The sequence below is a fragment of the Streptomyces sp. NPDC000229 genome (genome assembly GCF_040300825.1).
GTDB lineage: Bacteria > Actinomycetota > Actinomycetes > Streptomycetales > Streptomycetaceae > Streptomyces.
The window spans coordinates 19759-40256 of sequence record NZ_JBEPEL010000035.1 but is presented as its reverse complement, the minus strand read 5'-3'; the positions used below and the strand labels follow the sequence as shown (position 1 = coordinate 40256).

The following is a 20498-nucleotide window of genomic DNA, read 5'->3' as shown; positions in this document are numbered from 1 at the left end:
GGCCCCGGTACCCCCTGACGGGGGCAGATCGTGGTCGTGGGGGCTGACGCCCCCGCGCCCCGGGACCCGGTGGCTTCGCGCCGCATGAGCCCCCCGAGAGGCCGGCTGGTCCGCCGCAGGACCCCAAGACCGCCCGTGCGCGCACGGGCGGCCGCGTGTGGCCGTGCGGCGGGGGCGTGACACCATGCGTGCATGTCCTCCGCACTGACCGATCTCTGCCGGTACCCGATCGTGCAGGCCCCCATGGCGGGTGGCGCCTCCTGTCCGCAGCTGGCCGCGGCCGTGTCCGATGCCGGTGGCCTGGGGTTCCTGGCCGCCGGGTACAAGACCGCCGACGGCATGTACCAGGAGATCAAGCAGGTACGCGGGCTGACCTCGCGGCCCTTCGGCGTCAACCTGTTCATGCCCCAGCCCGGACACGCCGACCCCGCCGCCGTCGACGTCTACCGGCACCAGCTCGCCGGTGAGGCCAACTGGTACGACACGCCGCTCGGCGACCCGGACGCGGGGCGGGACGACGGGTACGAGGCCAAGCTGGCCATCCTGCTGGACGACCCGGTCCCGATGGTCTCCTTCACGTTCGGGTGCCCGACCCGCGAGACGGTCGCCGCGTTCGCGCGCGCCGGGACGGTCACCGTCGTGACGGTGACGTCGCCCGAGGAGGCCCAGGCGGCGCAGCAGGCGGGTGCCGACGCCGTGTGCGTCCAGGGCATCGAGGCGGGAGGGCACCAGGGCACGCACCGCGACGACCCGGAGACCGGCGGGGCCGGCACGGGCCTGCTGTCGCTGATCGCGCTGGTGAAGGAGGCCGTGCCGCTGCCGATCATCGCCGCGGGCGGTCTGATGCGCGGCAGCCAGATCGCCGCGGTCCTCGCGGCGGGCGCCGAGGCCGCACAGCTCGGCACGGCGTTCCTGGTGTGCCCCGAGTCGGGCGCGCACGTCCTGCACAAGCAGGCCATGACCAACCCGCTGTTCGTCCGCACCGAGCTGACGCGGGCGTTCTCGGGGCGCCCCGCGCGGGGCCTGGTCAACCGGTTCATGCACGAGCACGGCCCGTACGCCCCGGCCGCCTACCCCGAGGTGCACCACTTGACGAGCGGGCTGCGCAAGGCCGCGGCCAAGGCGGGTGACCCGCAGGGCATGGCGCTGTGGGCCGGGCAGGGCCACCGGATGGCGCGCGAGCTGCCCGCCGGGCGCCTGGTGGAGGTCCTGAGCGCCGAACTGGACGCCTCGGTGGCCGGCCTCGCGCTGCGGGGCGTCGCGTCATGACCGCGCCCGTGTTCCTGGTCGACCGCGTGGACCAGGTCACCGGCGGGACCGTCACCCTCGACGGGCCCGAGGGGCGGCACGCCGTCTCCGTACGCCGCCTGCGCGTCGGCGAGGAGATCGTCCTGACGGACGGCGCCGGCAGCGGCGCGTACGGCACCGTCGCGGCCGTCGAGGGCAAGGACCGCCTCGATGTGACGGTGACCGAGGTACGCACGGAACCCGAGCCCACCCCCCGTATCACCGTCGTCCAGGCCCTGCCCAAGGGTGACCGCGGCGAGCTGGCCGTGGAGACCATGACCGAGACGGGCGTCGACGCGATCGTGCCGTGGGCGGCGTCCCGCTGCATCACGCAGTGGAAGGGCGACCGGGGCCTGAAGGCGCTCGCCAAGTGGCGGGCCACGGCGCGGGAGGCGGGCAAGCAGTCGCGCCGCCTCCGTTTCCCGGACGTCGCCGACGCGGCCACCACCAAGCAGGTGGCCCGGCTGCTCGCCGAAGCGGACTTCGCCGCCGTCCTCCACGAGGAGGGCGCCCAGCCGCTGGCGACCGCCGAACTGCCCGCCACGGGCCACATCGTGCTGGTCGTGGGCCCCGAAGGGGGCGTGTCGCCCGACGAGTTGGCGGCCTTCGCCGAGGCGGGCGCGAAGCCCTACCGGCTCGGCCGCAGCGTGCTGCGCACCTCGACCGCCGGGACGGCCGCCACCGCCCTGCTGCTGGGACGCACCGGCCGCTGGTCGTAGGGCGGCCCGGGCGACCACCGCTCAACAGCGGGGGTCAGCGGACTCGTTGTCGTACCGGCTCCGTAAGGTGGCGGCATGTCCGACGAGTCTCCTCTCATCCGCAGCCTCCGCACCGCCGTCGCCGCCGCGCCCGACGACGTACCCTTGCGGCTGCACCTCGCCGAACTCCTCCTCCAGGCGGGGCGGAACGACGAAGCCGTGACCGAGGCGGCCGTCGCCCTCCAGCACGCACCCGGTGACCCGGACGCCCGCGCGCTGATGGGCCGCGCCATGGGCATGCCGCCCGCGCCGGCCCCGCAAGCCCCGCAGACCCCTCCGGCCCCGCACACCCCTCCGGCCCCGCAGGACCGCGAGGGCTTCGACTGGGCCGCCGCCGAGCAGGAGGTCGGTGACATCGTCCCGCCCCGGTTCGTGGACGGGACCGAGGCGCCCCTCACCGTCGACGGCCACGGTGACGACCCGGGTGACGCCGCCGCCTGGGACGTCGACGTACCCGGCGCCGTACGGCTCGCGGACGTCGGCGGCATGCAGGAGGTCAAGGACCGACTGGAGGCCGCCTTCCTCGCGCCCATGCGCAACCCCGAGCTGCGCAAGCTGTACGGCAAGAGCCTCCGCGGCGGCCTCCTGCTGTACGGGCCGCCCGGCTGCGGCAAGACGTTCATCGCCCGCGCGGTCGCCGGCGAGCTGGGCGCGAGCTTCCTGTCGATCTCGCTCAGCGACATCCTCGACATGTACATCGGCGCCTCCGAGAAGAACGTCCACGACATCTTCGAGACCGCCCGCGCCCAGGCCCCTTGCGTCGTCTTCCTGGACGAGCTCGACGCGCTGGGCGCCAAGCGCAGCCGCAGCCACCACAGCGGGCTGCGCAACGTCGTCAACCAGCTCCTCACCGAACTGGACGGCATCGCCGCCGACAGCAATGACGGCGTGTTCGTCCTGGCCGCCACCAACGTCCCCTGGGACGTGGACATCGCGCTGCGCCGCCCCGGCCGCCTCGACCGCACGCTGCTGGTCCTGCCGCCGGACGCCGCCGCGCGGGACGCGATCCTCCGCTACCACCTGCGCGACCGGCCCATCGAGGCGGTCGACCTGGGCAAGCTCGTCAAGGCCACCGAGGACTTCTCCGGGGCCGACCTCGCCCACGTCTGCGAGACCGCCGCCGAGGCCGCGCTGCTCGACTCGGCCCGCACCGGCACCGTACGGATGATCAACATGAAGGACCTGATGGGGGCGGCCAAGCAGATACGGCCGTCCACCGAGCCCTGGTTCTCCGCCGCCCGCAATGTGGCGACGTTCGCCAACGACGGCGGCATGTACGACGACCTCCTCGCGTACCTGAAGAGGAAGCGCAAGCTGTGACCACCCCGCCCACCCCGCAGTCGCTGACACTGGACCGGGCCGAGGCGCTCTACGACCTGGATCGCTACGAGCAGGCCGCCGCCCTCACCGCGCAGCACCTCGCGCAGAACCCGGACGACGCGCAGGCCCTCGCCCTGCTCGCCCGCTGCCGCCGCCACCTCGGTGACCGCGGCGAGGCGCTGCGTCTGGCGGACGAGGCGCTGCGCGCCGACCCCGAGCTGCCGTCGGCGTGGTTCCTGCGCGCCGACCTGCTGGCCCACGGGCCGGCGGGCGGGCCCCAGTGGGCGGCCGCGGAGGACGCCGCCCGGCGCGGCCTCGCCCTCGTACCGCACCACTGGAGCGGCTACCACGTGCTGGGGACGATCCTCGCCCGCTCCGGGCGCCGGGAGCGGCTCCGCGAGGCGTACGCGCTCGCCGTCCGCTCGGTCGAGCTGGGCCCCGAGGAGGACGCCACCCACTTCCTGGTGGGCCTGACCGCCTACCAGCTGAAGGACTACCGCACCGCCGAGAAGGCCTACGAGACCGCGCTGCGCCTCAACCCGGAGAGCAGCGAGGCCCACAACAACCTCTCGCTGCTGCACCTGCGCCGCCGCTGGTTCCGGCGCGGCGCGTGGACCAGGGCCGCGGAGGGGTTCGTCGACTCGGCCGCGCTCGACCTGGAGGACCGCGAGGCCCGGTTCAACCTGGAGACCATGGCCTGGGGCACCGCCGCGGGCGCGCGCTGGGTGGCCCTCGCCGGGTTCATGGCCGCGGGCATCGGCTCCGCCCCGCTGCGGACCGGGGGCAGCGGGTCCGGCGCGGTCACCAGCGAGCTGATCGGCATCGGCGTGGTCCTGGCGCTGTGGACGGCGTGGTTCCTGTGGATGCGCAGGCGTGTGGCGCCACGCCTGCGGCGCCCCCTGCTGCTGATCTCCCGGAAGTGCCCTCCGGTGCTGTGGATGGCCGGGGCGGTGGGACTGCTGGGCCTGCACTCGCTGGTCACCCTGGCGCTGCCCAGGGTGGGCGCGGGGGTCGTCGCCGGGTTCGGTGCGCCGCTGTTCTGGGGCGTGGTCATCACGTACTGGGTCAGCAGGTCCGCGCTCAACAGACGGGCGCCCGGCCGCCGATAGAGTGCCCTCATACGTACGAGAGCGGAGAAAGGACCAGGACATGGCCGGAGAGCCGCACCAGAGCGACTGTCTGTTCTGCAAGATCGTGGCGGGGGAGGTCCCGGCCACGATCGTCCGTGAGTCGGAGACGACCGTCGCCTTCCGCGACATCAACCCCCAGGCGCCCACCCACGTCCTGGTCATCCCCAAGGCGCACTACCCCGACGCCGCCGCGCTCGCCGCCGCCGCGCCCGAACTCGCCGCCGACGTGCTGCGCGAGGCGGGCCAGGTGGCCGCGGACGAGAAGGTCGACGGCACCGGCTACCGCATCGTCTTCAACACCGGCACCGGCGCCGGGCAGACCGTGTGGCACGCGCACGCCCATGTGCTCGGCGGCCGCGGCCTCAACTGGCCTCCCGGGTAGGACGCGGCGATGTCCGTCCGTGAACTCGTGGTGCTGGGCACCGCCAGCCAGGTGCCCACCCGGCACCGCAACCACAACGGCTACCTGCTGCGCTGGGACGGCGAGGGCGTCCTCTTCGACCCGGGCGAGGGCACCCAGCGCCAGATGCTGCGCGCCGGGGTCGCCGCGCACGACATCGACCGCATCTGCGTCACGCACTTCCACGGCGACCACTCCCTGGGCCTCGCCGGGGTGATCCAGCGCATCAACCTCGACCAGGTCCCCCACCCGGTCACCGCGCACTACCCGGCGAGCGGGCAGCGCTTCTTCGACCGGCTGCGGTACGCGACCGCGTACCGCGAGACGGTGAAGCTGGTCGAGGTGCCGGCCGCCGACGACGGCGTGCTCGCCACGACGCCCGCGTACACCCTCCTGGCCCGTCGCCTCTCGCACCCCGTCGAGTCGTTCGGCTACCGGCTCACCGAGCCCGACGGGCGCCGGATGCTGCCCGAGAGGCTCGCCGCGCACGGCATCAAGGGCCCCGACGTGGGCCGTATCCAGCGCGAGGGCGCACTGGGCGGGGTCCGGCTGGAGGACGTCAGTGAGGTACGGCGCGGGCAGAGCTTCGCCTTCGTCATGGACACCCGGCTGTGCGACGGTGTCCACGCGCTCGCCGAGGGCTGCGACATGCTGGTCATCGAGTCGACGTTCCTCGACGAGGACGTCCTCCTCGCCGAGGACCACGGCCACCTGACGGCCGGACAGGCGGCGGTGGTGGCCGCCGAGGCGGGCGTACGCCACCTCGTGCTCACCCACTTCTCACAGCGCTACAGCGACCCCGACCTCTTCGAACAGCAGGCGCGGGCGGCCGGTTTCGACGGCGAGCTGACCGTCGCCCAGGACCTCATCCGCGTCCCGCTCCCCAAACGCCAGTAGGGCTCCCACGCCAGTAAGGCCACGCACCATGCACCTGCCCGAAGCACTCCCCAAAGCGGAACTGCACCTCCACATCGAGGGCACCCTCGAACCCGAACTCGCGTTCGCTCTCGCCGCGCGCAACGGGGTCGAGCTGCCGTACGCCGACACCGAGGAGCTGCGCAAGGCGTACCTCTTCAGCGACCTCCAGTCCTTCCTGGACCTGTACTACGGGCTGATGGCCGTGCTGCACACCGCCGACGACTTCACGGAGCTCGCCGACGCGTACCTGGCGCGGGCCGCGGGGCAGGGCGTACGGCACGCCGAGATCTTCTTCGACCCGCAGGCGCACACCGAGCGGGGCGTGCCCATCGGCACGGTGATCGAGGGGCTGGCGCGGGCGCTGGAGCGCAGCGAGGAACGGCACGGCATCTCGACGCAGCTGATCATGTGCTTCCTGCGCGACCGGTCGGCGGAGTCGGCGATGGAGACGCTCCAGGCCGCGAAGCCGTACCTGCACCACATCGTGGGCGTCGGCCTGGACTCGGCGGAGGTGGGCCACCCGCCGGCGAAGTTCGCCGAGGTGTACGCGGCGGCCGACGCGCTCGGCCTGCGGAAGGTGGCGCACGCGGGTGAGGAGGGCCCGCCCGCGTACATCCGCGAAGCCCTGGACGTCCTCGGCGTCGAGCGGATCGACCACGGGCTGCGGGCCATGGAGGACGCCGACCTGGTGGAGCGGCTGGTACGGGAGCGGGTGCCGCTGACGCTGTGCCCGCTGTCGAACGTCCGGCTGCGCGCCGTCGACGTCCTGGAGGACCACCCGCTGCCGTCGATGATGGCGGCGGGGCTCCTGGTGACGGTGAACTCCGACGACCCGGCGTACTTCGGCGGGTACGTCGGCGACACCTTCCACGCGGTCCACGAGGCGCTGGGCATCGGCGAGGAGCAGCTGCGCGAGCTGGCCCGCAACTCGTTCGTGGCGTCGTTCCTGGACCACGACGAGGACCGCCGGGCCCGGTACCTCGCCGAGGTCGAGGCGTACGAGTTCGACTAGGACGTCAGCGGTTTCGGCCGGAGGCCGGCGGCCACGCCGGCCTCATCGGCGTACGAGGGCGAGCTGGTGGTTCATCTCGGTGAGGAAGCGCACCACCACGCGGAGTTCGTCGTCGGTGAACCGGGCACGGACCGCGTCCGTGCCGGTGGCCAGCGGGCGGAAGTAGTCCCGCGCGACGCCCCTGGCCGCCTCGGCGTAGTGCAGGTGGACCACGCGGCGGTCGTCGGCCGCCCTGACCCGGCGGATGTGTCCGGTCTTCTCCAGCCGGTCCAGGCAGGCGGTCATGGCCCCCGAGGTGAGGTTCATCCGCTTGCGCAACCGGCCGGGCGTCATGGGTTCCCCCTCTTCCTCGCCGTCCGCGTCCAGCACCGCGATGAGCGCCTGGACATCGGTGGGGTGAAGTCCCTGGGACTGTGCGAACTCCTGTGCGATGCGCTGGAACTCGGCGTTCATCCGACGGAGCAGCACGGCGAAGGAGTACAACCCGGTCGGGTCGTCGGCCGGAGGAGGCGAAGGCGGTGGGCTGTCGGTGTCTCGCATGACCACAGCCTATGATCTCTCGATCATTGAGATTCTTGATCAATGAGCTAATAGGGAAGGATCATCTGTGGGACACACACCTCGCCGGGGCCGATGGATCGTGCCGATCGCGCTGCTGTTGGTGTGGCTGGCGATCGGCGGGGCGCTCGGGCCGTACGCGGGGAAGCTCGGCGAGGTCGCCACCAACGACCAGGCGGCGTTCCTGCCACGGAGCGCCGAGTCGACGAAGGTCCTCGAAGCCCGCAAGGCGTTCGAAACGGCGCCGTCCGTCCCCGCGATCGTCGTGTGGACGGCCGACGGCGCCCGGGTAACGACCGAGCAACGGGAGGCCGCCACCCGGGCGGTCGCCGGGCTCGCCGGCGAGCCCGGGATCAGTGCCGCGCCCTCGCCGGCCGTCGTCTCCCGCGACGGCGAGGCGATGCAGGCGGTCGTTCCGCTCGCCCCCGACCTGGGCGAGGGGCTCCCGGCGGTTCTGGACGAGGTGCGGCAGGCCGCGCAGCGGGTGCCGGGCGCCGCCTCGGTCTCGATCGCCGGTCCCGCGGCCGCCCAGGCGGACCTGTCCGACGCGTTCGCCGGCATCGACGGACTGCTGCTGGGCGTGGCACTCGGCGTGGTCCTGCTGATCCTGCTGCTGGTCTACCGAAGTGTGCTGCTGCCTCTGGTGATCATCGTCAGTGCGGTGTTCGCGCTGGGCCTGGCGTGCGCGGTGGTGTACGCGCTGGCCGACCGCGGCGCGGTCCGGGTGGACGGCCAGGTCCAGGGGATCCTGTCGATCCTGGTCATCGGGGCCGCGACCGACTACGCGCTGCTGCTCGCGGCCCGTTTCCGGGAGGAGCTCGCCGCACGAGGGGACCGTACGAGGGCCGCGCGGGCCGCCGTCCGCCGGTCGGCCGGAGCCGTCACCGCCAGCGCGGCGACCGTGGCGCTCGGCCTGCTGGCCCTGCTGGCAAGCGATCTGACGAACAACCGGGCTCTCGGGCCGGTCGGCGCGATCGGCATCGTCTGCGCGGTCCTCGCCACCCTGACCTTCCTCCCGGCCGTTCTGGTCCTGCTGGGCCGGGCCGCCTACTGGCCCGCCACGCCCCAGCCCTCCGACGCCACCGTCGAGGGTCACGGAGTGTGGCGCCGCGTCGCGGCGGTGGTCGACCGGTTGCCGCGCCGGGTGTGGGTGTCCACCGCCCTCCTGCTCCTGGTCCTCGCCGGGTTCTCGCCGGCCCTGTCGTCCAAGGGGGTGCCGATGGACGAGATCTTCGTCAACGACGCGCCCTCGGTCACCGCCCAGCAGACCCTTGCCCGGCACTTCCCCGGCGGATCGGGCAACCCGGCCGTCATCGTCGCCGACGCCGACCGGGCCGCCGAAGTGCGGGCGGCCGCCGAAGGCACCGACGGCGTCGCCACCGTCGTCCCCGCCACCGCGAGCGGCCGGCCGGGCGCGGGGCCTCCGCTCGTCGTGGACGGCCGGGTGCGCCTCGACGCCACACTCGGCGCGGCCGCCGACAGCGACGCGGCGAAGGACACGATCCAGCGGCTGCGGGAGCGGGTGCACGCGGTGCCGGGCGCCGACGCGCTGGTCGGCGGCTACACGGCCCAGCAATACGACACCCAGCAGACCTCCGCCCGCGACCGCGCCGTCATCGTCCCGGTCGTCCTGGCCGTCATCCTGCTGATTCTGGTGCTGCTGCTGCGCTCCCTGCTCGTGCCCGTCCTGCTGGTGGCGACCGTGGCCCTCAACTTCCTCGCCACCCTGGGGGTGTCCGCGCTCGTCTTCGAGCACCTGCTCGGCTTCAGCGGAACGGACGCCTCCGTCCCGCTCTACGGCTTTGTGTTCCTGGTCGCCCTCGGTGTCGACTACAACATCTTCCTGATGTCCCGCGTACGCGAGGAGACCCTCACCCACGGCACCCGGCAGGGCGTCCTGCGGGGCCTCACCACCACCGGAGGGGTCATCACCTCCGCCGGTGTCGTCCTCGCCGCGACCTTCGCGGCCCTGATGGTGATCCCTCTGGCCTTCCTGGTCCAGATCGCCTTCATCGTCGCCTTCGGCGTCCTGCTGGACACCCTCGTCGTCCGTTCCCTGCTGGTACCGGCCCTCGTGATCGACATCGGCCCGCGGGCCTGGTGGCCCAGCGCACTGGCCCGAACGGGCCCCGGCCGCCCTGCCGGAGCGCCCGTCAGCCCTGCGGACCCGCCGGTCCCGCCTGGCGGTAGGCACGGCGGCGGACCAGCAGCGGGACGACGGAACGGACGGGGAACTCCCTGACCGGCTGCTCCGGCGCGCCGATCTGCGGGGCGGTCAGGCCGGTCGCCGCACCCGTGGTGCCCGCGACGACCGCCGCGGGGGCGCCGCCGCGGCGGCGTACCGCGCCCGGGACGAGCGGCCGGCCCGAGGTGTGCAGGGCCACGGCGGTCAGCGGGACGGCGAGCAGCAGCAGGAGGGCACCCAGCACCAGGCCCATGCCCGGGTAGCCCGCCCGCTCGGACAGGACGCTGCCGACGACCGGACCGCAGGCCACGCCCAGCGAGGACGCCGAGCCGGCGAGAACCGCCCACCGACCGCGCGGGTCCAGGGACGCGGCCAGGCCGATCAGGTACGACAGGACTACCGGATAGCAGGCGTTCCACAGGATCTCGCCGGCCGCGAAGGTCACCAGGCCCTCGGCGGCGGAACTCAGGACGATGCAGCCCGCGATCACGACTGTGCCGAGGCCGATCGGCACCGCCCGCCCGAGCCGGGCGCCCAGCGCCCCCGCCGCCGTGACGCCCAGCAGCCCGGCGCCGAGCGCCGCCGCGAACACCGCGCCGACGGTCACCTCGCTCAGGCCCGCCTGGGTGAGCCCGATGCGCCCGCTGACGCCCCACAGGGCGTTCTGCGCCATCGACCAGCACACCATCGCGCCCGCCAGCACCAGGCCCGCGCGCGGCCGCGGCAGTGGCGCGCCCGCCTCCCGGACCTCGCCGGTGTCGTGGCCGGTCTCCAGCCGCCCCGTCGCCGGCCACACGGCCGCGGCGACCAGCGCGAGCGACGCGAACGGCAGCGCGTGCCCGCCGCCCAGGTGCGGAAGCGTCAGGTACAGGGCGCCGGCCGTGGCCGACACCGACAGCAGGCCCATCGTCGAGGCGCGGTGCGGATCGCGCTGCCCCGCGATTCCGGCGGCGGCGACCGCCGTCGCCGTACCGGAGCCGAAGCCGCCGGCCACCGCGCCCGCCACGACCAGCGGTACGGCGGTGGTGAGCGCGGCGCAGCCGTAGCCCGTGAGGGCCACCAGCAGGCCCGCGCGGGCCAGTCGGCGCGGGCCGTACCGCTCCACGCGCGACGCGAGCGTGAAGCCCGCGGCGGCGGAGCCGAGAAGGAGACCGGAGCCGACCAGACCTGCCTGGGCCGGGGTCAGGCCGAGACCGGCGGAGAGACGGCCGACGACGGTCGGCAGGAGGTACGCGGCCAGGTAACCGGCCGTGAACACGGCGACGAGCGGCCACAGGGCGCGCGGGCGCGAGGGCATGGGCGTTCCCGAACAGGGAGAGGGGGAAGGGGTGGAGCGCCCGGTGTCGTACGGGAACGCACGGGAACGCGGGCCAATTTGTATCAAGCGGGCCGGTCGAACGAGAAGGCGAGAAGGTGTGATCTGGATCACAAGGTGTTTGCATGAATCGCAGACGGGTAAGCGATGGCGTTCTCCCCGGCCCGACACCCGTTGTGAACGGCGAAAATCGGGCACACTGTCCTGATCCGTACCGCGACCGGGGAGCCCGCCGTGACCACATCCAGAGGAGAGCAGCAGCAGCGGCAACACACGGCCGGAATCGACCCGTTGGACGCGCTGCGCACACCCGCCGATCCCGAGTGCGACGTCTTCCTCACCGGGACGGTGTTCCTCGACATCATCTTCACCGGACTGGACAGCGCCCCCGTGCGCGGCACCGAGACCTGGGCGCGCGGCATGGGTTCCAGCCCCGGCGGCGTCGCCAACATGGCCACCGCCCTCGCCAGGCTCGGACTGCGCACCTCCCTGGCGGCGGCCTTCGGCGACGACCACTACGGCGAGTACTGCTGGGACGCCCTGGAGCAGGGCGAGGGCATCGACCTGTCCCGGTCGCGCACCGTTCCCGGCTGGCACTCGCCCGTGACCGTCTCCATGGCGTACGAGGGCGAACGCACCATGGTGTCCCACGGCCACGAGGCCCCGCCCCTGGACGGCGCCCTGCCCGCGTCGCCGCCACGCGCGCGTGCCGCCGTCGCGTCCCTCGCACCCGGCCGCCCCGAGGAGTGGGTCGGCGACGCGGCCCGCCGCTCCACCCGCATCTTCGCCGACACCGGCTGGGACGACACCGGCCGCTGGGACCTGGCCGCCCTGCCCGACCTGGACCACTGCGAGGCGTTCCTGCCCAACGCCGAGGAGGCGATGCGCTACACCCGCACCTCCTGCCCGCGCGCCGCCGCCCGCGCGCTCGCCGACAAGGTGCCGCTCGCCGTCGTCACCCTCGGCTCCGAAGGCGCGTACGCCGTGGACGGCGTGACCGGCGAGACCGCCGAGGTCCCGGCCATCGAGGTCGCCGCCCTCGACCCGACCGGCGCGGGCGACGTCTTCGTCGCCGGGTTCGTCACCGGCACCCTCGCCGGATGGCTGCTCGCCGACCGGCTCGCCTTCGCCGGGCTGACCGCCGCCCTGTCGGTGCAGGAGTTCGGCGGGTCGCTGTCCGCGCCGGGGTGGGCGGAGGTCGCCGCCTGGTGGAACCACGTACAGGGCTGCTCCGGCCAGGACCCGGCCGGCCTGCGCCGGTACGCGTTCCTGGAGTCGCTGCTACCTGCCCCCACCAGGCCCTGGCCGCTGCGGCGGGCCGTGCCCACGATCGGCTTCCGCCGGTCGGCGTAGGAGCCGGAGCGTGACCGGTGGGGAGAAAAGTCTTCGGGGTTGTCAGCGCCACGACGTAGGCTGGATGTCCAGAGGTTGTCGAGCAGCGAGAACCCTGCAGCGGGAGGTATGTGCAGGCCTGAGAGCCGGCCCATGACGCAGACACCCACAGCCCAGACCCAGCAGGCACGAGCCCACTTCACCGTCCCTGCCAAGCACCCCATGGTGACCGTGCTCGGCTCGGGCGACGCCCTGCTGCGCGTGATCGAAGAGGCGTTCCCGGCCGCCGACATCCATGTCCGGGGCAACGAGGTCAGTGCGGTCGGACCGGCGGGGGAAGTCGCTCTGATCCAGCGCCTGTTCGACGAGATGATGCTGGTGCTCCGCACCGGGCAGCCGATGACGGAGGACGCAGTGGAACGCTCGATCGCCATGCTCCGGGCGAGCGAGAACGGCACGGCCGAGCCCGGCCAGGAGAGCCCCGCCGAGGTGCTCACCCAGAACATCCTCTCCAGCCGCGGCCGCACCATCCGTCCCAAGACGCTCAACCAGAAGCGGTACGTCGACGCGATCGACAAGCACACGGTCGTGTTCGGCATCGGCCCCGCCGGCACCGGCAAGACGTATCTGGCCATGGCCAAGGCGGTCCAGGCCCTGCAGTCCAAGCAGGTCACCCGGATCATCCTGACCCGCCCGGCCGTCGAGGCGGGCGAGCGGCTCGGCTTCCTGCCCGGCACGCTCTACGAGAAGATCGACCCGTACCTGCGCCCGCTGTACGACGCGCTGCACGACATGCTCGACCCCGACTCGATCCCGCGCCTGATGGCGGCGGGCACGATCGAGGTCGCCCCGCTGGCGTACATGCGCGGCCGGACGCTCAACGACGCGTTCATCATCCTCGACGAGGCGCAGAACACGAACCCCGAGCAGATGAAGATGTTCCTCACCCGGCTCGGCTTCGACTCGAAGATCGTCATCACCGGTGACATCACCCAGGTCGACCTGCCGGGCGGCACCAAGAGCGGTCTGCGCCAGGTCCGGGACATCCTGGAGGGGGTCGAGGACGTCCACTTCTCGATGCTCACGTCGAACGACGTTGTACGGCACAAGCTCGTGGGCCGTATCGTCGACGCGTACGAGAAGTACGACAACCAAAACGGGAAGTAGAGCGCACGAGCACCATGTCGATCGACGTCAACAACGAGTCCGGTACCGAGGTCGACGAGCAGGCGATCCTCGACGTCGCCCGGTACGCGCTCGCGCGGATGCGCATCCACCCCCTCTCCGAGCTGTCGGTGATCGTGGTGGACGCGGACGCGATGGAGCAGCTGCACATCCAGTGGATGGACCTGCCGGGCCCCACGGACGTCATGTCCTTCCCGATGGACGAGCTCCGTCCGCCGTCCAAGGACGACGAGGAGCCCCCGCAGGGCCTCCTCGGCGACATCGTGCTCTGCCCGGAGGTCGCCGCCAAGCAGGGCCAGGACGCCCCGACGCAGCACTCCATGGACGAGGAGCTCCAGCTCCTCACCGTCCACGGGGTGCTGCACCTGCTCGGGTACGACCATGAGGAGCCGGACGAGAAGGCCGAGATGTTCGGGCTTCAGGCGGCGATCATCGACGGCTGGCGGGCGGAGAAGGGTCTGACGGGCCCCTCCCCGGCGCCGACCGTCTCATGACCGCCCAGCTGATCCTCGGCGCGGTCGCGCTGGTCGTGGTCGCGTGGCTCGCGGCGTGCGCGGAGGCGGGCCTCGCGCGCGTCTCCAGCTTCCGCGCCGCCGAGGCGGTACGGGTGGGGCGGCGCGGTGCCGCCAAGCTGGTCCAGGTCGCCTCCGACCCCACGCGGTACCTGAACCTGGCGCTGCTCATCCGGGTGGCGTGCGAGATGGCGGCCGGGGTGATGGTCACCTACGTCTGCCTGAACGAGTTCGACGAGACCTGGTCGGCCCTGCTGGTCGCGATCGGCGTGATGGTGCTCGTGTCGTACGTCGCCGTCGGCGTGTCGCCCCGCACCATCGGCCGCCAGCACCCGCTGAACACCGCGACCGCCGCCGCCCACGTCCTGCTGCCGCTGGCCCGCGTCATGGGCCCGGTGCCGCAGCTGCTGATCCTCATCGGCAACGCGCTCACCCCCGGCAAGGGCTTCCGCAAGGGCCCCTTCGCCTCCGAGGCCGAGCTGCGCGCCATGGTCGACCTCGCCGAGCAGGAGTCCCTGATCGAGGACGACGAGCGGCGCATGGTCCACTCCGTCTTCGAGCTCGGCGACACACTCGTCCGCGAGGTGATGGTCCCGCGCACCGACCTCGTCTCCATCGAGCGGTACAAGACCATCCGCCAGGCCCTGACCCTGGCGCTTCGCTCCGGCTTCTCCCGCATACCGGTGACCGGGGACAACGAGGACGACGTCGTCGGCATCGTCTACCTGAAGGACCTCGTCCGGAAGACCCACATCAACCGGGACTCCGAGTCCGACCTGGTCTCCACGGCGATGCGGGCCGCGACCTTCGTACCCGACACCAAGAACGCGGGCGACCTGCTGCGGGAGATGCAGCAGGAGCGCAACCACTGCGCCGTCGTCATCGACGAGTACGGCGGCACGGCCGGGATCGTCACGATCGAGGACATCCTGGAGGAGATCGTCGGCGAGATCACCGACGAGTACGACCGGGAGCTTCCGCCCGTGGAAGAGCTGGGCGAGGGCCGCTTCCGGGTGACCGCGCGGCTCGACATCGGCGACCTGGGCGAGCTGTTCGGCCTCGACGAGTACGACGACGAGGACGTCGAGACGGTCGGCGGCCTGCTCGCCAAGGCCCTCGGCCGGGTGCCGATCGCCGGCGCCTCGGCGGTGGTCGACCTGCCGGACGGCCGGTCCCTGCGCCTGACGGCCGAGTCCCCGGCGGGCCGCCGCAACAAGATCGTCACCGTGGTCGCGGAGCCCGTGGCATGACCCCGGACCAGCTGCGGACGTTCTGCCTCTCCTTCAACGACGCGGTGGAGGACTTCCCGTTCGGCCCGGAGACGTCGGTCTTCAAGGTCGCGGGCAAGATGTTCGCCCTCTCCGCCCTGGACGCCCGGCCGTTCACCGTCAACCTCAAGTGCGACCCCGAGATCGCGCTCCGGCTGCGCGCCGAGCACCCGGCGATCGCACCCGGCTGGCACATGAACAAACGCCACTGGAACACGGTCACGGTCCCCGGCCTCCCGGACCGCCTGGTCCGGGAACTGATCGAGGACTCCTACGACCTCGTCGTCGCCGGCCTGCCGAAGGCGACCCGCCTGCGCCTGGACCGCCCCTGACGCCTGGCCCCTACCCCAGGGGCTCCAGGGGGAGCCGCGGAACGGTTCCGTGCGAAGGTGTGGATGGTCACGCTCCGGCCCTCCGGCCGCCCGAAGCCCCGTGGGGAGCGGGCACTTATGCTGCTGGCCGCACCAGCAGGCAGGGGGAGGACGACTCGGTGACAGCGACCGAAAGCGCCAGCTCCAAGGCCCACCGGCTCGCCGAGCTGCGCGCGCTCCTGCCGTACTGGCCGGGCTCAACCCGCCGCCGCCCGAGGTGGATCCGGAGCAGCGGAACATGTGCGACGGACTGCGGCGGCTGATCGACGCCCGGATGCCGTACCCCGCGCACATCATGGACCGGTACTGCAACACGGTCATGTACAACGACTCGACGTCGACCGTGCTCGGAGTGCCCGGACGACGAGGCTTTCGCGCGGTGGTGGAGGAGGCGAAGGCCGCCGGCGCGGAGTTCGCCGAGCTGTGGGAGCGCCGTGACATCGCCCCGGCGGGCCAGGTGCACAAGGAACTGGAGCACCCGGTCGTCGGCACGCTGCACGTGGAATCGACCCAACTGCGCGTCCCCGCCCGCCCCGACCTGACGATCGTGCTGCACACCCCGCTCCCGGAAGCGGACACGGCGGCGAAGCTGGAGTGGCCGGCGAGCCCGGAGGGACGGCGCGGGGCGATGGTCCCGTGGCAGGGTGAGGACGTTCCTGTACCCATATTGTGATCTTACGGTGTGTATTCTCAGCGCGGCCGATCACGGCGGGGAGGGGGGAACCACAGCTCCCCAGGAATATTCATTTCTAGGGGAGAACACACCCTCATGCGTACTCACATCCGTCGCGGCATCGCTGTCGCGCTCACCGTTTCCGCGCTCACCTTCACCGCCGCGTGCGGTGGCTCGTCCGACAAGGGCGGCGACAGCGCCGCCAAGGGCAAGGACAAGGAGACCGCCAAGGAGGCGCCCGCGGCCACGCCGCTGACCGCCGAGCAGATGAAGGCGGGTGTCCTCGCGGTCGCCGACCTCCCCAAGGGCTGGGTCGTCGCCAAGAACCCCATCACCGCCACTACCTACAAGGCGGACAAGCCCGAGTGCCAGCCGATCGCGACGCTGCTCCAGAACAAGATCGACGGCGCCACGATGGGACCGACCCAGGACTTCACCGGTGGCAACGGCCTTAACCAGCTCACCCACCAGGTCATGACCTTCCCCGGCACGGGCGCCACGGACTTCGTGACGTCCATCGGCACCGCCGCCGACAAGTGCACCGGCTTCAAGGCGACCATGGAGGGCGTGCCCGCCCAGCTCAAGGTGGAGAAGCTGGAGGCGCCGAAGGCCGGCGAGGAGTCGCACGGCGTGCGCGTGAGCATGGACCTCGGCGGCGCGATGGAGTACGCGCTCCACTTCGCCGTCGCCCGCCAGGGCTCCGGGGTGTCCCGTGTCGTGTTCGTGCCCGGCGCCCCGGCCGCCGCCAAGGACTACGCCGACCTCGCCAAGCGCGCCGGCGACAAGTTCGTCAAGGCCGCCCAGAGCTGACGCTGATCGCGGACTTATCCTCGGGGCATGACACAGACCGCCGACCTCGGCCCCGAGGACCGCAAGATCATCACCCTGGCGCGCAGCGCCCGTGCCCGTAACGGCGTGCCCGAGGGCGCGGCGGTACGGGACGAGACCGGGCGTACGTACGTCGCCGGGACCGTCGCCCTGGAGTCGCTGAACCTCAGCGCGCTCCAGACGGCGGTGGCGATGGCCGTGGCCAGCGGCGCGAAGTCGCTGGAGGCCGCGGCCGTCGTCACCGACGCCGACGCCGCCTCGGATGCGGACCGCGCCGCCGTCCGCGACCTGGGCGGTGCGGACACCCCGGTGCTGGTGGCCGGTCCCGACGGCGAGCTGCGCGCCACGGTGAGCGCGGGCTGATGGGCGCCACGGGGGAGAAGACCGGGGGCCTGGCCCTCCCCCGGCTCGTTCTGGCAGTCGGCGTCATCGGCCTCGCCATCAACGTGGTCGACCTGTTCACCGAGGGCCGCCCGGAGCCGTACCAGGCGTTTCCGCTGCTGCTCGTGCTGTGGGCGACGGCCGACCTGCTGAAGGCGTCCCGGCCGGCCGTCGCGCGGGCGGTGCGGGCCGCGGCCGGTGTGCTGCTGGTCACGGTCGGGTTCGCCGTCGGCGTCCCGGCCGTCGCCGCGCTCGTAGGGGGCCGGCCGGTCGACTGGCTCGACATCGTCCTGGGCCTCCTCACCGCCCTGTACGCCGCCTCGGCGGCCGCCGCCCTGGTGGCCCGGCGGCGGACCTCGGAGCCCTGAGGGAGGGCCTGCGGTACGTGAGGGGTGCCCGCATCGGGGAGAATGGCGGTCATGAGCGCTCGTAAACCAGAAACCGAAACCGCCCACCGGGCCGGTTTCGCCTGCTTCGTCGGCCGTCCCAACGCGGGCAAGTCCACCCTCACGAACGCTCTGGTCGGCCAGAAGGTGGCGATCACCTCCAACCGGCCGCAGACCACCCGGCACACCGTGCGCGGCATCGTGCACCGCCCGGAGGCGCAGCTGATCCTGGTCGACACCCCGGGCCTGCACAAGCCGCGCACCTTGCTGGGCGAGCGGCTCAACGACGTCGTGCGCACCACGTGGGCGGAGGTCGATGTGATCGGCTTCTGCCTGCCCGCCAACGAGAAGCTGGGCCCCGGCGACCGGTTCATCGCCAAGGAACTGGCCGAGATCAAGAAGACGCCGAAGGTCGCGATCGTCACCAAGACGGACCTGGTGGACTCCAAGACCCTCGCCGAGCAGCTCATCGCGATCGACCAGCTCGGCAGGGAGCTGGGCATGGAGTGGCAGGAGATCGTCCCCGTCTCGGCGGTCGGCGACACGCAGGTCCAGCTCGTGGCCGACCTGCTGATCCCGCTCCTCCCCGAGAGCCCTCCGCTCTACCCGGAGGGCGACCTCACGGACGAGCCGGAACAGGTCATGGTCGCCGAGCTGATCCGCGAGGCCGCGCTGGAGGGCGTACGGGACGAGCTGCCGCACTCGATCGCGGTGGTCGTCGAGGAGATGATCCCGCGCGAGAACCGCCCGGCGGACAAGCCGCTGCTGGACATCCACGCCAACGTCTACATCGAGCGCCCCAGCCAGAAGGGCATCATCATCGGCCCCAAGGGCCAGCGCCTGAAGGAAGTCGGCACCAAGTCGCGCAAGCACATCGAGGCGCTGCTCGGTACGCCGGTCTTCCTCGACCTGCATGTGAAGGTCGCCAAGGACTGGCAGCGCGACCCCAAGCAGCTGCGGAAGCTGGGCTTCTAGCGACGTCGCAACCCCCGCCGCCGGGGCACGCGCCCGGGCGCGGGGGCACGACGACCCTCACGGCCCCGGCACCCGCCCGGGCGCGGGGGATAAGACGACCCTCACGCGCCTTCCCTGAGCACCCGCGCGACCAGCTCCCGCTGCGCGTCCGTCAGCCCGGGGTCGGCGCAGTACACCGTCCGGTCGTCGACCGTGATCTCGTAACCGAACCCGTCCGGCACGCCCACCGGCCGGTCCCCGTGCCCGTCCTTCAGCGCCCCCTCGGCCAGGACGTGCCAGTCGTGGGCGTCGAGCAGCCCCGAGGTGTCCACCTCGGCCCGCCGCTCGATGCCCGCGAAACCGCCTGTGCGGATGACCCGAATACGCATGGGGCCCTGTCTACTCCGTCGGCAGCCCCACCGTCGACCAGGCCTTCACCACCGCGTCGTCCTCCGCGCCACCGGCCCCGAACCGCTCACGCGTCGCGGCCACCGTCAGCCGGGAGAAGTCGGCGAACTCGGCGTCCACCGCCAGCCGGCCGCCGGTCAGCACGTCGTACCAGACCCGCCCGGCCCGCTCCCAGGCGTGGCCGCCCAGCTCCTTGGCGAAGAGGTAGAAGGCGTGGTTCGGGATGCCGGAGTTGATGTGCACCCCGCCGTTGTCCGCGCCTGTGTGCACGTAGTCCTCCATCTTCGCGGGCTGCGGGTCGTTGCCGAGGACGTCGTCGTCGTACGCCGTCCCCGGGGCCTTCATCGAGCGCAGCGCCACGCCCTGGACCTCGGGGGCCAGCAGACCGGCGCCGATCAGCCAGTCGGCCTGTTCGGCGGTCTGCCCCAGCACCTTCTGCTTGACCAGCGCGCCGAAGACGTCCGACATGGACTCGTTGAGGGCTCCGGACTGGCCGAAGTACGCCAGGTTCGCGGTGTACTGCGTGACCCCGTGGGCCAGCTCGTGACCGATGACGTCCACCGCGACGGTGAAGTCGAGGAAGATCTTGCCGTCCCCGTCGCCGAAGACCATCTGGTCGCCGTTCCAGAAGGCGTTGTTGTAGTCCCGGTCGTAGTGGACGGTCGCGTCCAGCGGCAGCCCGGACCCGTTGATCGAGTCGCGCCCGTACGCGTCGCGGAACAGCTCGAAGGTCGCGCCGAGACCGGCGTACGCGCGGTTGACGGTCGCGTCCCCGGTCGGCTTCTCGCCCTCGCCGCGCACCTTCTCGCCCGGCAGGGCGGTCTTGTGCCCGGCGTCGTGGATCGTGCGCTTCGGCTTGTGGGCGACCGCGTCGGCGGCCGGCGGGACGGGGGCGGCGCCGACGACGGTGGTCAGCCGGCGGGCGGTGCGGTGCGCGGCGTCCGTGACGAGGGTGCGGCGGGCGGCCGCGGCGATGACCGGATCCGCGGCGCGGGACAGGTGGTCGAGCAGGTGCGGCGGGACGATCGTGCAGAACACGGGAGATGTGGCAGTCATATTCCGCAATGTGGCAGTCTGTCACTGACCTGTCACCACCTGCGACGACGATTCCCGAAAAGGAGTGATAGGTCACTGTTTGACGGTTGGCGCGCCGAATCCCGCATACTGAAACGGCACCTCCACTCACGGTGTTGCTCGGCTAGGCTTCTTCGCATCATGCGTTTCGGGCTGCTTCTTCTTAGCTGCCGCGGCGAGGGCCTGTAGTCGTAGGCCGACCCCCTCCCCGCGGAGTCTGGTGCTGCTTCGACCCAGTCGGCC

Annotated in this window: 21 protein-coding genes and 1 pseudogene; 18 read left to right on the top strand and 4 right to left on the bottom strand. The window is 72.4% G+C overall.

What is annotated here, in order from left to right:
* The first annotated feature begins 192 nt into the window (after positions 1–192).
* The 7 genes from ABT360_RS18850 (at position 193) to ABT360_RS18820 (ending at position 6825) form a co-directional block, all read left to right on the top strand.
* Positions 193–1269 (top strand): nitronate monooxygenase, encoded by a 1077-nt coding sequence (locus tag ABT360_RS18850; RefSeq protein ID WP_351817254.1) that lies wholly within the window; start codon positions 193–195, stop codon positions 1267–1269.
* Positions 1266–2006: a 16S rRNA (uracil(1498)-N(3))-methyltransferase gene (locus tag ABT360_RS18845; RefSeq protein ID WP_351817251.1), complete on the top strand. Its 741-nt coding sequence runs from the start codon at positions 1266–1268 to the stop codon at positions 2004–2006. The genes ABT360_RS18850 and ABT360_RS18845 overlap by 4 nt, the downstream gene beginning before the upstream one ends.
* 75 nt (positions 2007–2081) lie before the next feature.
* Positions 2082–3365, top strand: a complete 1284-nt coding sequence (locus ABT360_RS18840; RefSeq protein ID WP_351817248.1) for an ATP-binding protein — start codon at positions 2082–2084, stop codon at positions 3363–3365.
* Positions 3362–4474 (top strand): tetratricopeptide repeat protein, encoded by a 1113-nt coding sequence (locus ABT360_RS18835; RefSeq protein ID WP_351817245.1) that lies wholly within the window; start codon positions 3362–3364, stop codon positions 4472–4474. The genes ABT360_RS18840 and ABT360_RS18835 overlap by 4 nt, the downstream gene beginning before the upstream one ends.
* 40 nt (positions 4475–4514) lie before the next feature.
* The gene (locus tag ABT360_RS18830; protein ID WP_351817242.1) at positions 4515–4877 is read left to right on the top strand and encodes a histidine triad nucleotide-binding protein; all 363 of its coding nucleotides are present in this window, start codon (positions 4515–4517) and stop codon (positions 4875–4877) included.
* Between the two features lie 9 nt (positions 4878–4886).
* Entirely contained in the window at positions 4887–5792 is a 906-nt protein-coding gene (locus ABT360_RS18825; protein ID WP_351817239.1) for a ribonuclease Z, read from the top strand.
* Between the two features lie 28 nt (positions 5793–5820).
* Complete coding sequence (locus ABT360_RS18820; protein WP_351817236.1) at positions 5821–6825, top strand: adenosine deaminase; 1005 nt, start codon at positions 5821–5823, stop codon at positions 6823–6825.
* Positions 6826–6867: 42 nt separating this feature from the next.
* On the opposite strand, the gene ABT360_RS18815 is transcribed toward ABT360_RS18820, so the two are convergent.
* Entirely contained in the window at positions 6868–7365 is a 498-nt protein-coding gene (locus ABT360_RS18815) for a MarR family winged helix-turn-helix transcriptional regulator (RefSeq protein ID WP_351817233.1), read from the bottom strand.
* Positions 7366–7432: 67 nt separating this feature from the next.
* Here ABT360_RS18815 and ABT360_RS18810 point away from each other — a divergent pair, with 67 nt between their 5' ends.
* Positions 7433–9625, top strand: a complete 2193-nt coding sequence (locus ABT360_RS18810) for an MMPL family transporter (protein ID WP_351817230.1) — start codon at positions 7433–7435, stop codon at positions 9623–9625.
* On the opposite strand, the gene ABT360_RS18805 is transcribed toward ABT360_RS18810, so the two are convergent.
* On the bottom strand, positions 9537–10865 hold the full coding sequence (locus ABT360_RS18805; RefSeq protein ID WP_351817227.1) for an MFS transporter: 1329 nt from the start codon (positions 10863–10865) through the stop codon (positions 9537–9539). The two genes, ABT360_RS18810 and ABT360_RS18805, sit on opposite strands and share 89 nt — an antisense overlap.
* Before the next feature lie 252 nt (positions 10866–11117).
* Between ABT360_RS18805 and ABT360_RS18800 the strand changes: the two genes are divergently transcribed.
* From ABT360_RS18800 to era, 10 genes and pseudogenes are all read left to right on the top strand, one after another.
* On the top strand, positions 11118–12236 hold the full coding sequence (locus tag ABT360_RS18800) for a carbohydrate kinase family protein (RefSeq protein ID WP_351817224.1): 1119 nt from the start codon (positions 11118–11120) through the stop codon (positions 12234–12236).
* Positions 12237–12368: 132 nt separating this feature from the next.
* Positions 12369–13382, top strand: a complete 1014-nt coding sequence (locus ABT360_RS18795; RefSeq protein ID WP_351817221.1) for a PhoH family protein — start codon at positions 12369–12371, stop codon at positions 13380–13382.
* A gap of 14 nt (positions 13383–13396) precedes the next feature.
* Entirely contained in the window at positions 13397–13894 is a 498-nt protein-coding gene (ybeY, locus tag ABT360_RS18790) for an rRNA maturation RNase YbeY (RefSeq protein ID WP_351817218.1), read from the top strand.
* Positions 13891–15162, top strand: coding sequence for a hemolysin family protein (locus ABT360_RS18785; RefSeq protein WP_351817215.1), 1272 nt, complete (start codon positions 13891–13893; stop codon positions 15160–15162). Before ybeY ends, ABT360_RS18785 begins: the two co-directional genes overlap by 4 nt.
* Positions 15159–15512: an MmcQ/YjbR family DNA-binding protein gene (locus ABT360_RS18780; protein ID WP_351817212.1), complete on the top strand. Its 354-nt coding sequence runs from the start codon at positions 15159–15161 to the stop codon at positions 15510–15512. The genes ABT360_RS18785 and ABT360_RS18780 overlap by 4 nt, the downstream gene beginning before the upstream one ends.
* A 223-nt stretch (positions 15513–15735) precedes the next feature.
* Positions 15736–16224, top strand: a pseudogene (locus tag ABT360_RS18775) (MmyB family transcriptional regulator); the annotation flags it as partial.
* Between the two features lie 96 nt (positions 16225–16320).
* Positions 16321–17034: a hypothetical protein gene (locus ABT360_RS18770; RefSeq protein WP_351817209.1), complete on the top strand. Its 714-nt coding sequence runs from the start codon at positions 16321–16323 to the stop codon at positions 17032–17034.
* 27 nt (positions 17035–17061) lie between these two features.
* Positions 17062–17415 (top strand): cytidine deaminase, encoded by a 354-nt coding sequence (locus ABT360_RS18765; RefSeq protein WP_351817206.1) that lies wholly within the window; start codon positions 17062–17064, stop codon positions 17413–17415.
* Positions 17415–17801 (top strand): hypothetical protein, encoded by a 387-nt coding sequence (locus ABT360_RS18760; protein WP_351817204.1) that lies wholly within the window; start codon positions 17415–17417, stop codon positions 17799–17801. The genes ABT360_RS18765 and ABT360_RS18760 overlap by 1 nt, the downstream gene beginning before the upstream one ends.
* 42 nt (positions 17802–17843) lie before the next feature.
* The gene (gene era, locus ABT360_RS18755; protein ID WP_351817201.1) at positions 17844–18794 is read left to right on the top strand and encodes a GTPase Era; all 951 of its coding nucleotides are present in this window, start codon (positions 17844–17846) and stop codon (positions 18792–18794) included.
* A gap of 101 nt (positions 18795–18895) precedes the next feature.
* On the opposite strand, the gene ABT360_RS18750 is transcribed toward era, so the two are convergent.
* Both ABT360_RS18750 and ABT360_RS18745 read right to left on the bottom strand, forming a co-directional pair.
* On the bottom strand, positions 18896–19162 hold the full coding sequence (locus tag ABT360_RS18750; RefSeq protein WP_351817198.1) for a protealysin inhibitor emfourin: 267 nt from the start codon (positions 19160–19162) through the stop codon (positions 18896–18898).
* A 10-nt stretch (positions 19163–19172) separates the two neighbouring features.
* On the bottom strand, positions 19173–20237 hold the full coding sequence (locus tag ABT360_RS18745; RefSeq protein ID WP_351817195.1) for a M4 family metallopeptidase: 1065 nt from the start codon (positions 20235–20237) through the stop codon (positions 19173–19175).
* Positions 20238–20498: the final 261 nt, after the last annotated feature.

Bases quoted from the DNA above. Each gene is read 5' to 3' on its own strand.
- ABT360_RS18850 (WP_351817254.1), top strand. From the start codon at position 193: ATGTCCTCCGCACTGACCGATCTCTGCCGGTACCCGATCGTGCAGGCC.
- ABT360_RS18845 (WP_351817251.1), top strand. From the start codon at position 1,266: ATGACCGCGCCCGTGTTCCTGGTCGACCGCGTGGACCAGGTCACCGGC.
- ABT360_RS18840 (WP_351817248.1), top strand. From the start codon at position 2,082: ATGTCCGACGAGTCTCCTCTCATCCGCAGCCTCCGCACCGCCGTCGCC.
- ABT360_RS18830 (WP_351817242.1), top strand. From the start codon at position 4,515: ATGGCCGGAGAGCCGCACCAGAGCGACTGTCTGTTCTGCAAGATCGTG.
- ABT360_RS18825 (WP_351817239.1), top strand. From the start codon at position 4,887: ATGTCCGTCCGTGAACTCGTGGTGCTGGGCACCGCCAGCCAGGTGCCC.
- ABT360_RS18820 (WP_351817236.1), top strand. From the start codon at position 5,821: ATGCACCTGCCCGAAGCACTCCCCAAAGCGGAACTGCACCTCCACATC.
- ABT360_RS18815 (WP_351817233.1), bottom strand. From the start codon at position 7,365: ATGCGAGACACCGACAGCCCACCGCCTTCGCCTCCTCCGGCCGACGAC.
- ABT360_RS18805 (WP_351817227.1), bottom strand. From the start codon at position 10,865: ATGCCCTCGCGCCCGCGCGCCCTGTGGCCGCTCGTCGCCGTGTTCACG.
- ABT360_RS18795 (WP_351817221.1), top strand. From the start codon at position 12,369: ATGACGCAGACACCCACAGCCCAGACCCAGCAGGCACGAGCCCACTTC.
- ybeY (WP_351817218.1), top strand. From the start codon at position 13,397: ATGTCGATCGACGTCAACAACGAGTCCGGTACCGAGGTCGACGAGCAG.
- ABT360_RS18785 (WP_351817215.1), top strand. From the start codon at position 13,891: ATGACCGCCCAGCTGATCCTCGGCGCGGTCGCGCTGGTCGTGGTCGCG.
- ABT360_RS18780 (WP_351817212.1), top strand. From the start codon at position 15,159: ATGACCCCGGACCAGCTGCGGACGTTCTGCCTCTCCTTCAACGACGCG.
- ABT360_RS18770 (WP_351817209.1), top strand. From the start codon at position 16,321: ATGCGTACTCACATCCGTCGCGGCATCGCTGTCGCGCTCACCGTTTCC.
- ABT360_RS18765 (WP_351817206.1), top strand. From the start codon at position 17,062: ATGACACAGACCGCCGACCTCGGCCCCGAGGACCGCAAGATCATCACC.
- ABT360_RS18760 (WP_351817204.1), top strand. From the start codon at position 17,415: ATGGGCGCCACGGGGGAGAAGACCGGGGGCCTGGCCCTCCCCCGGCTC.
- era (WP_351817201.1), top strand. From the start codon at position 17,844: ATGGCGGTCATGAGCGCTCGTAAACCAGAAACCGAAACCGCCCACCGG.
- ABT360_RS18750 (WP_351817198.1), bottom strand. From the start codon at position 19,162: ATGCGTATTCGGGTCATCCGCACAGGCGGTTTCGCGGGCATCGAGCGG.
- ABT360_RS18745 (WP_351817195.1), bottom strand. From the start codon at position 20,237: ATGACTGCCACATCTCCCGTGTTCTGCACGATCGTCCCGCCGCACCTG.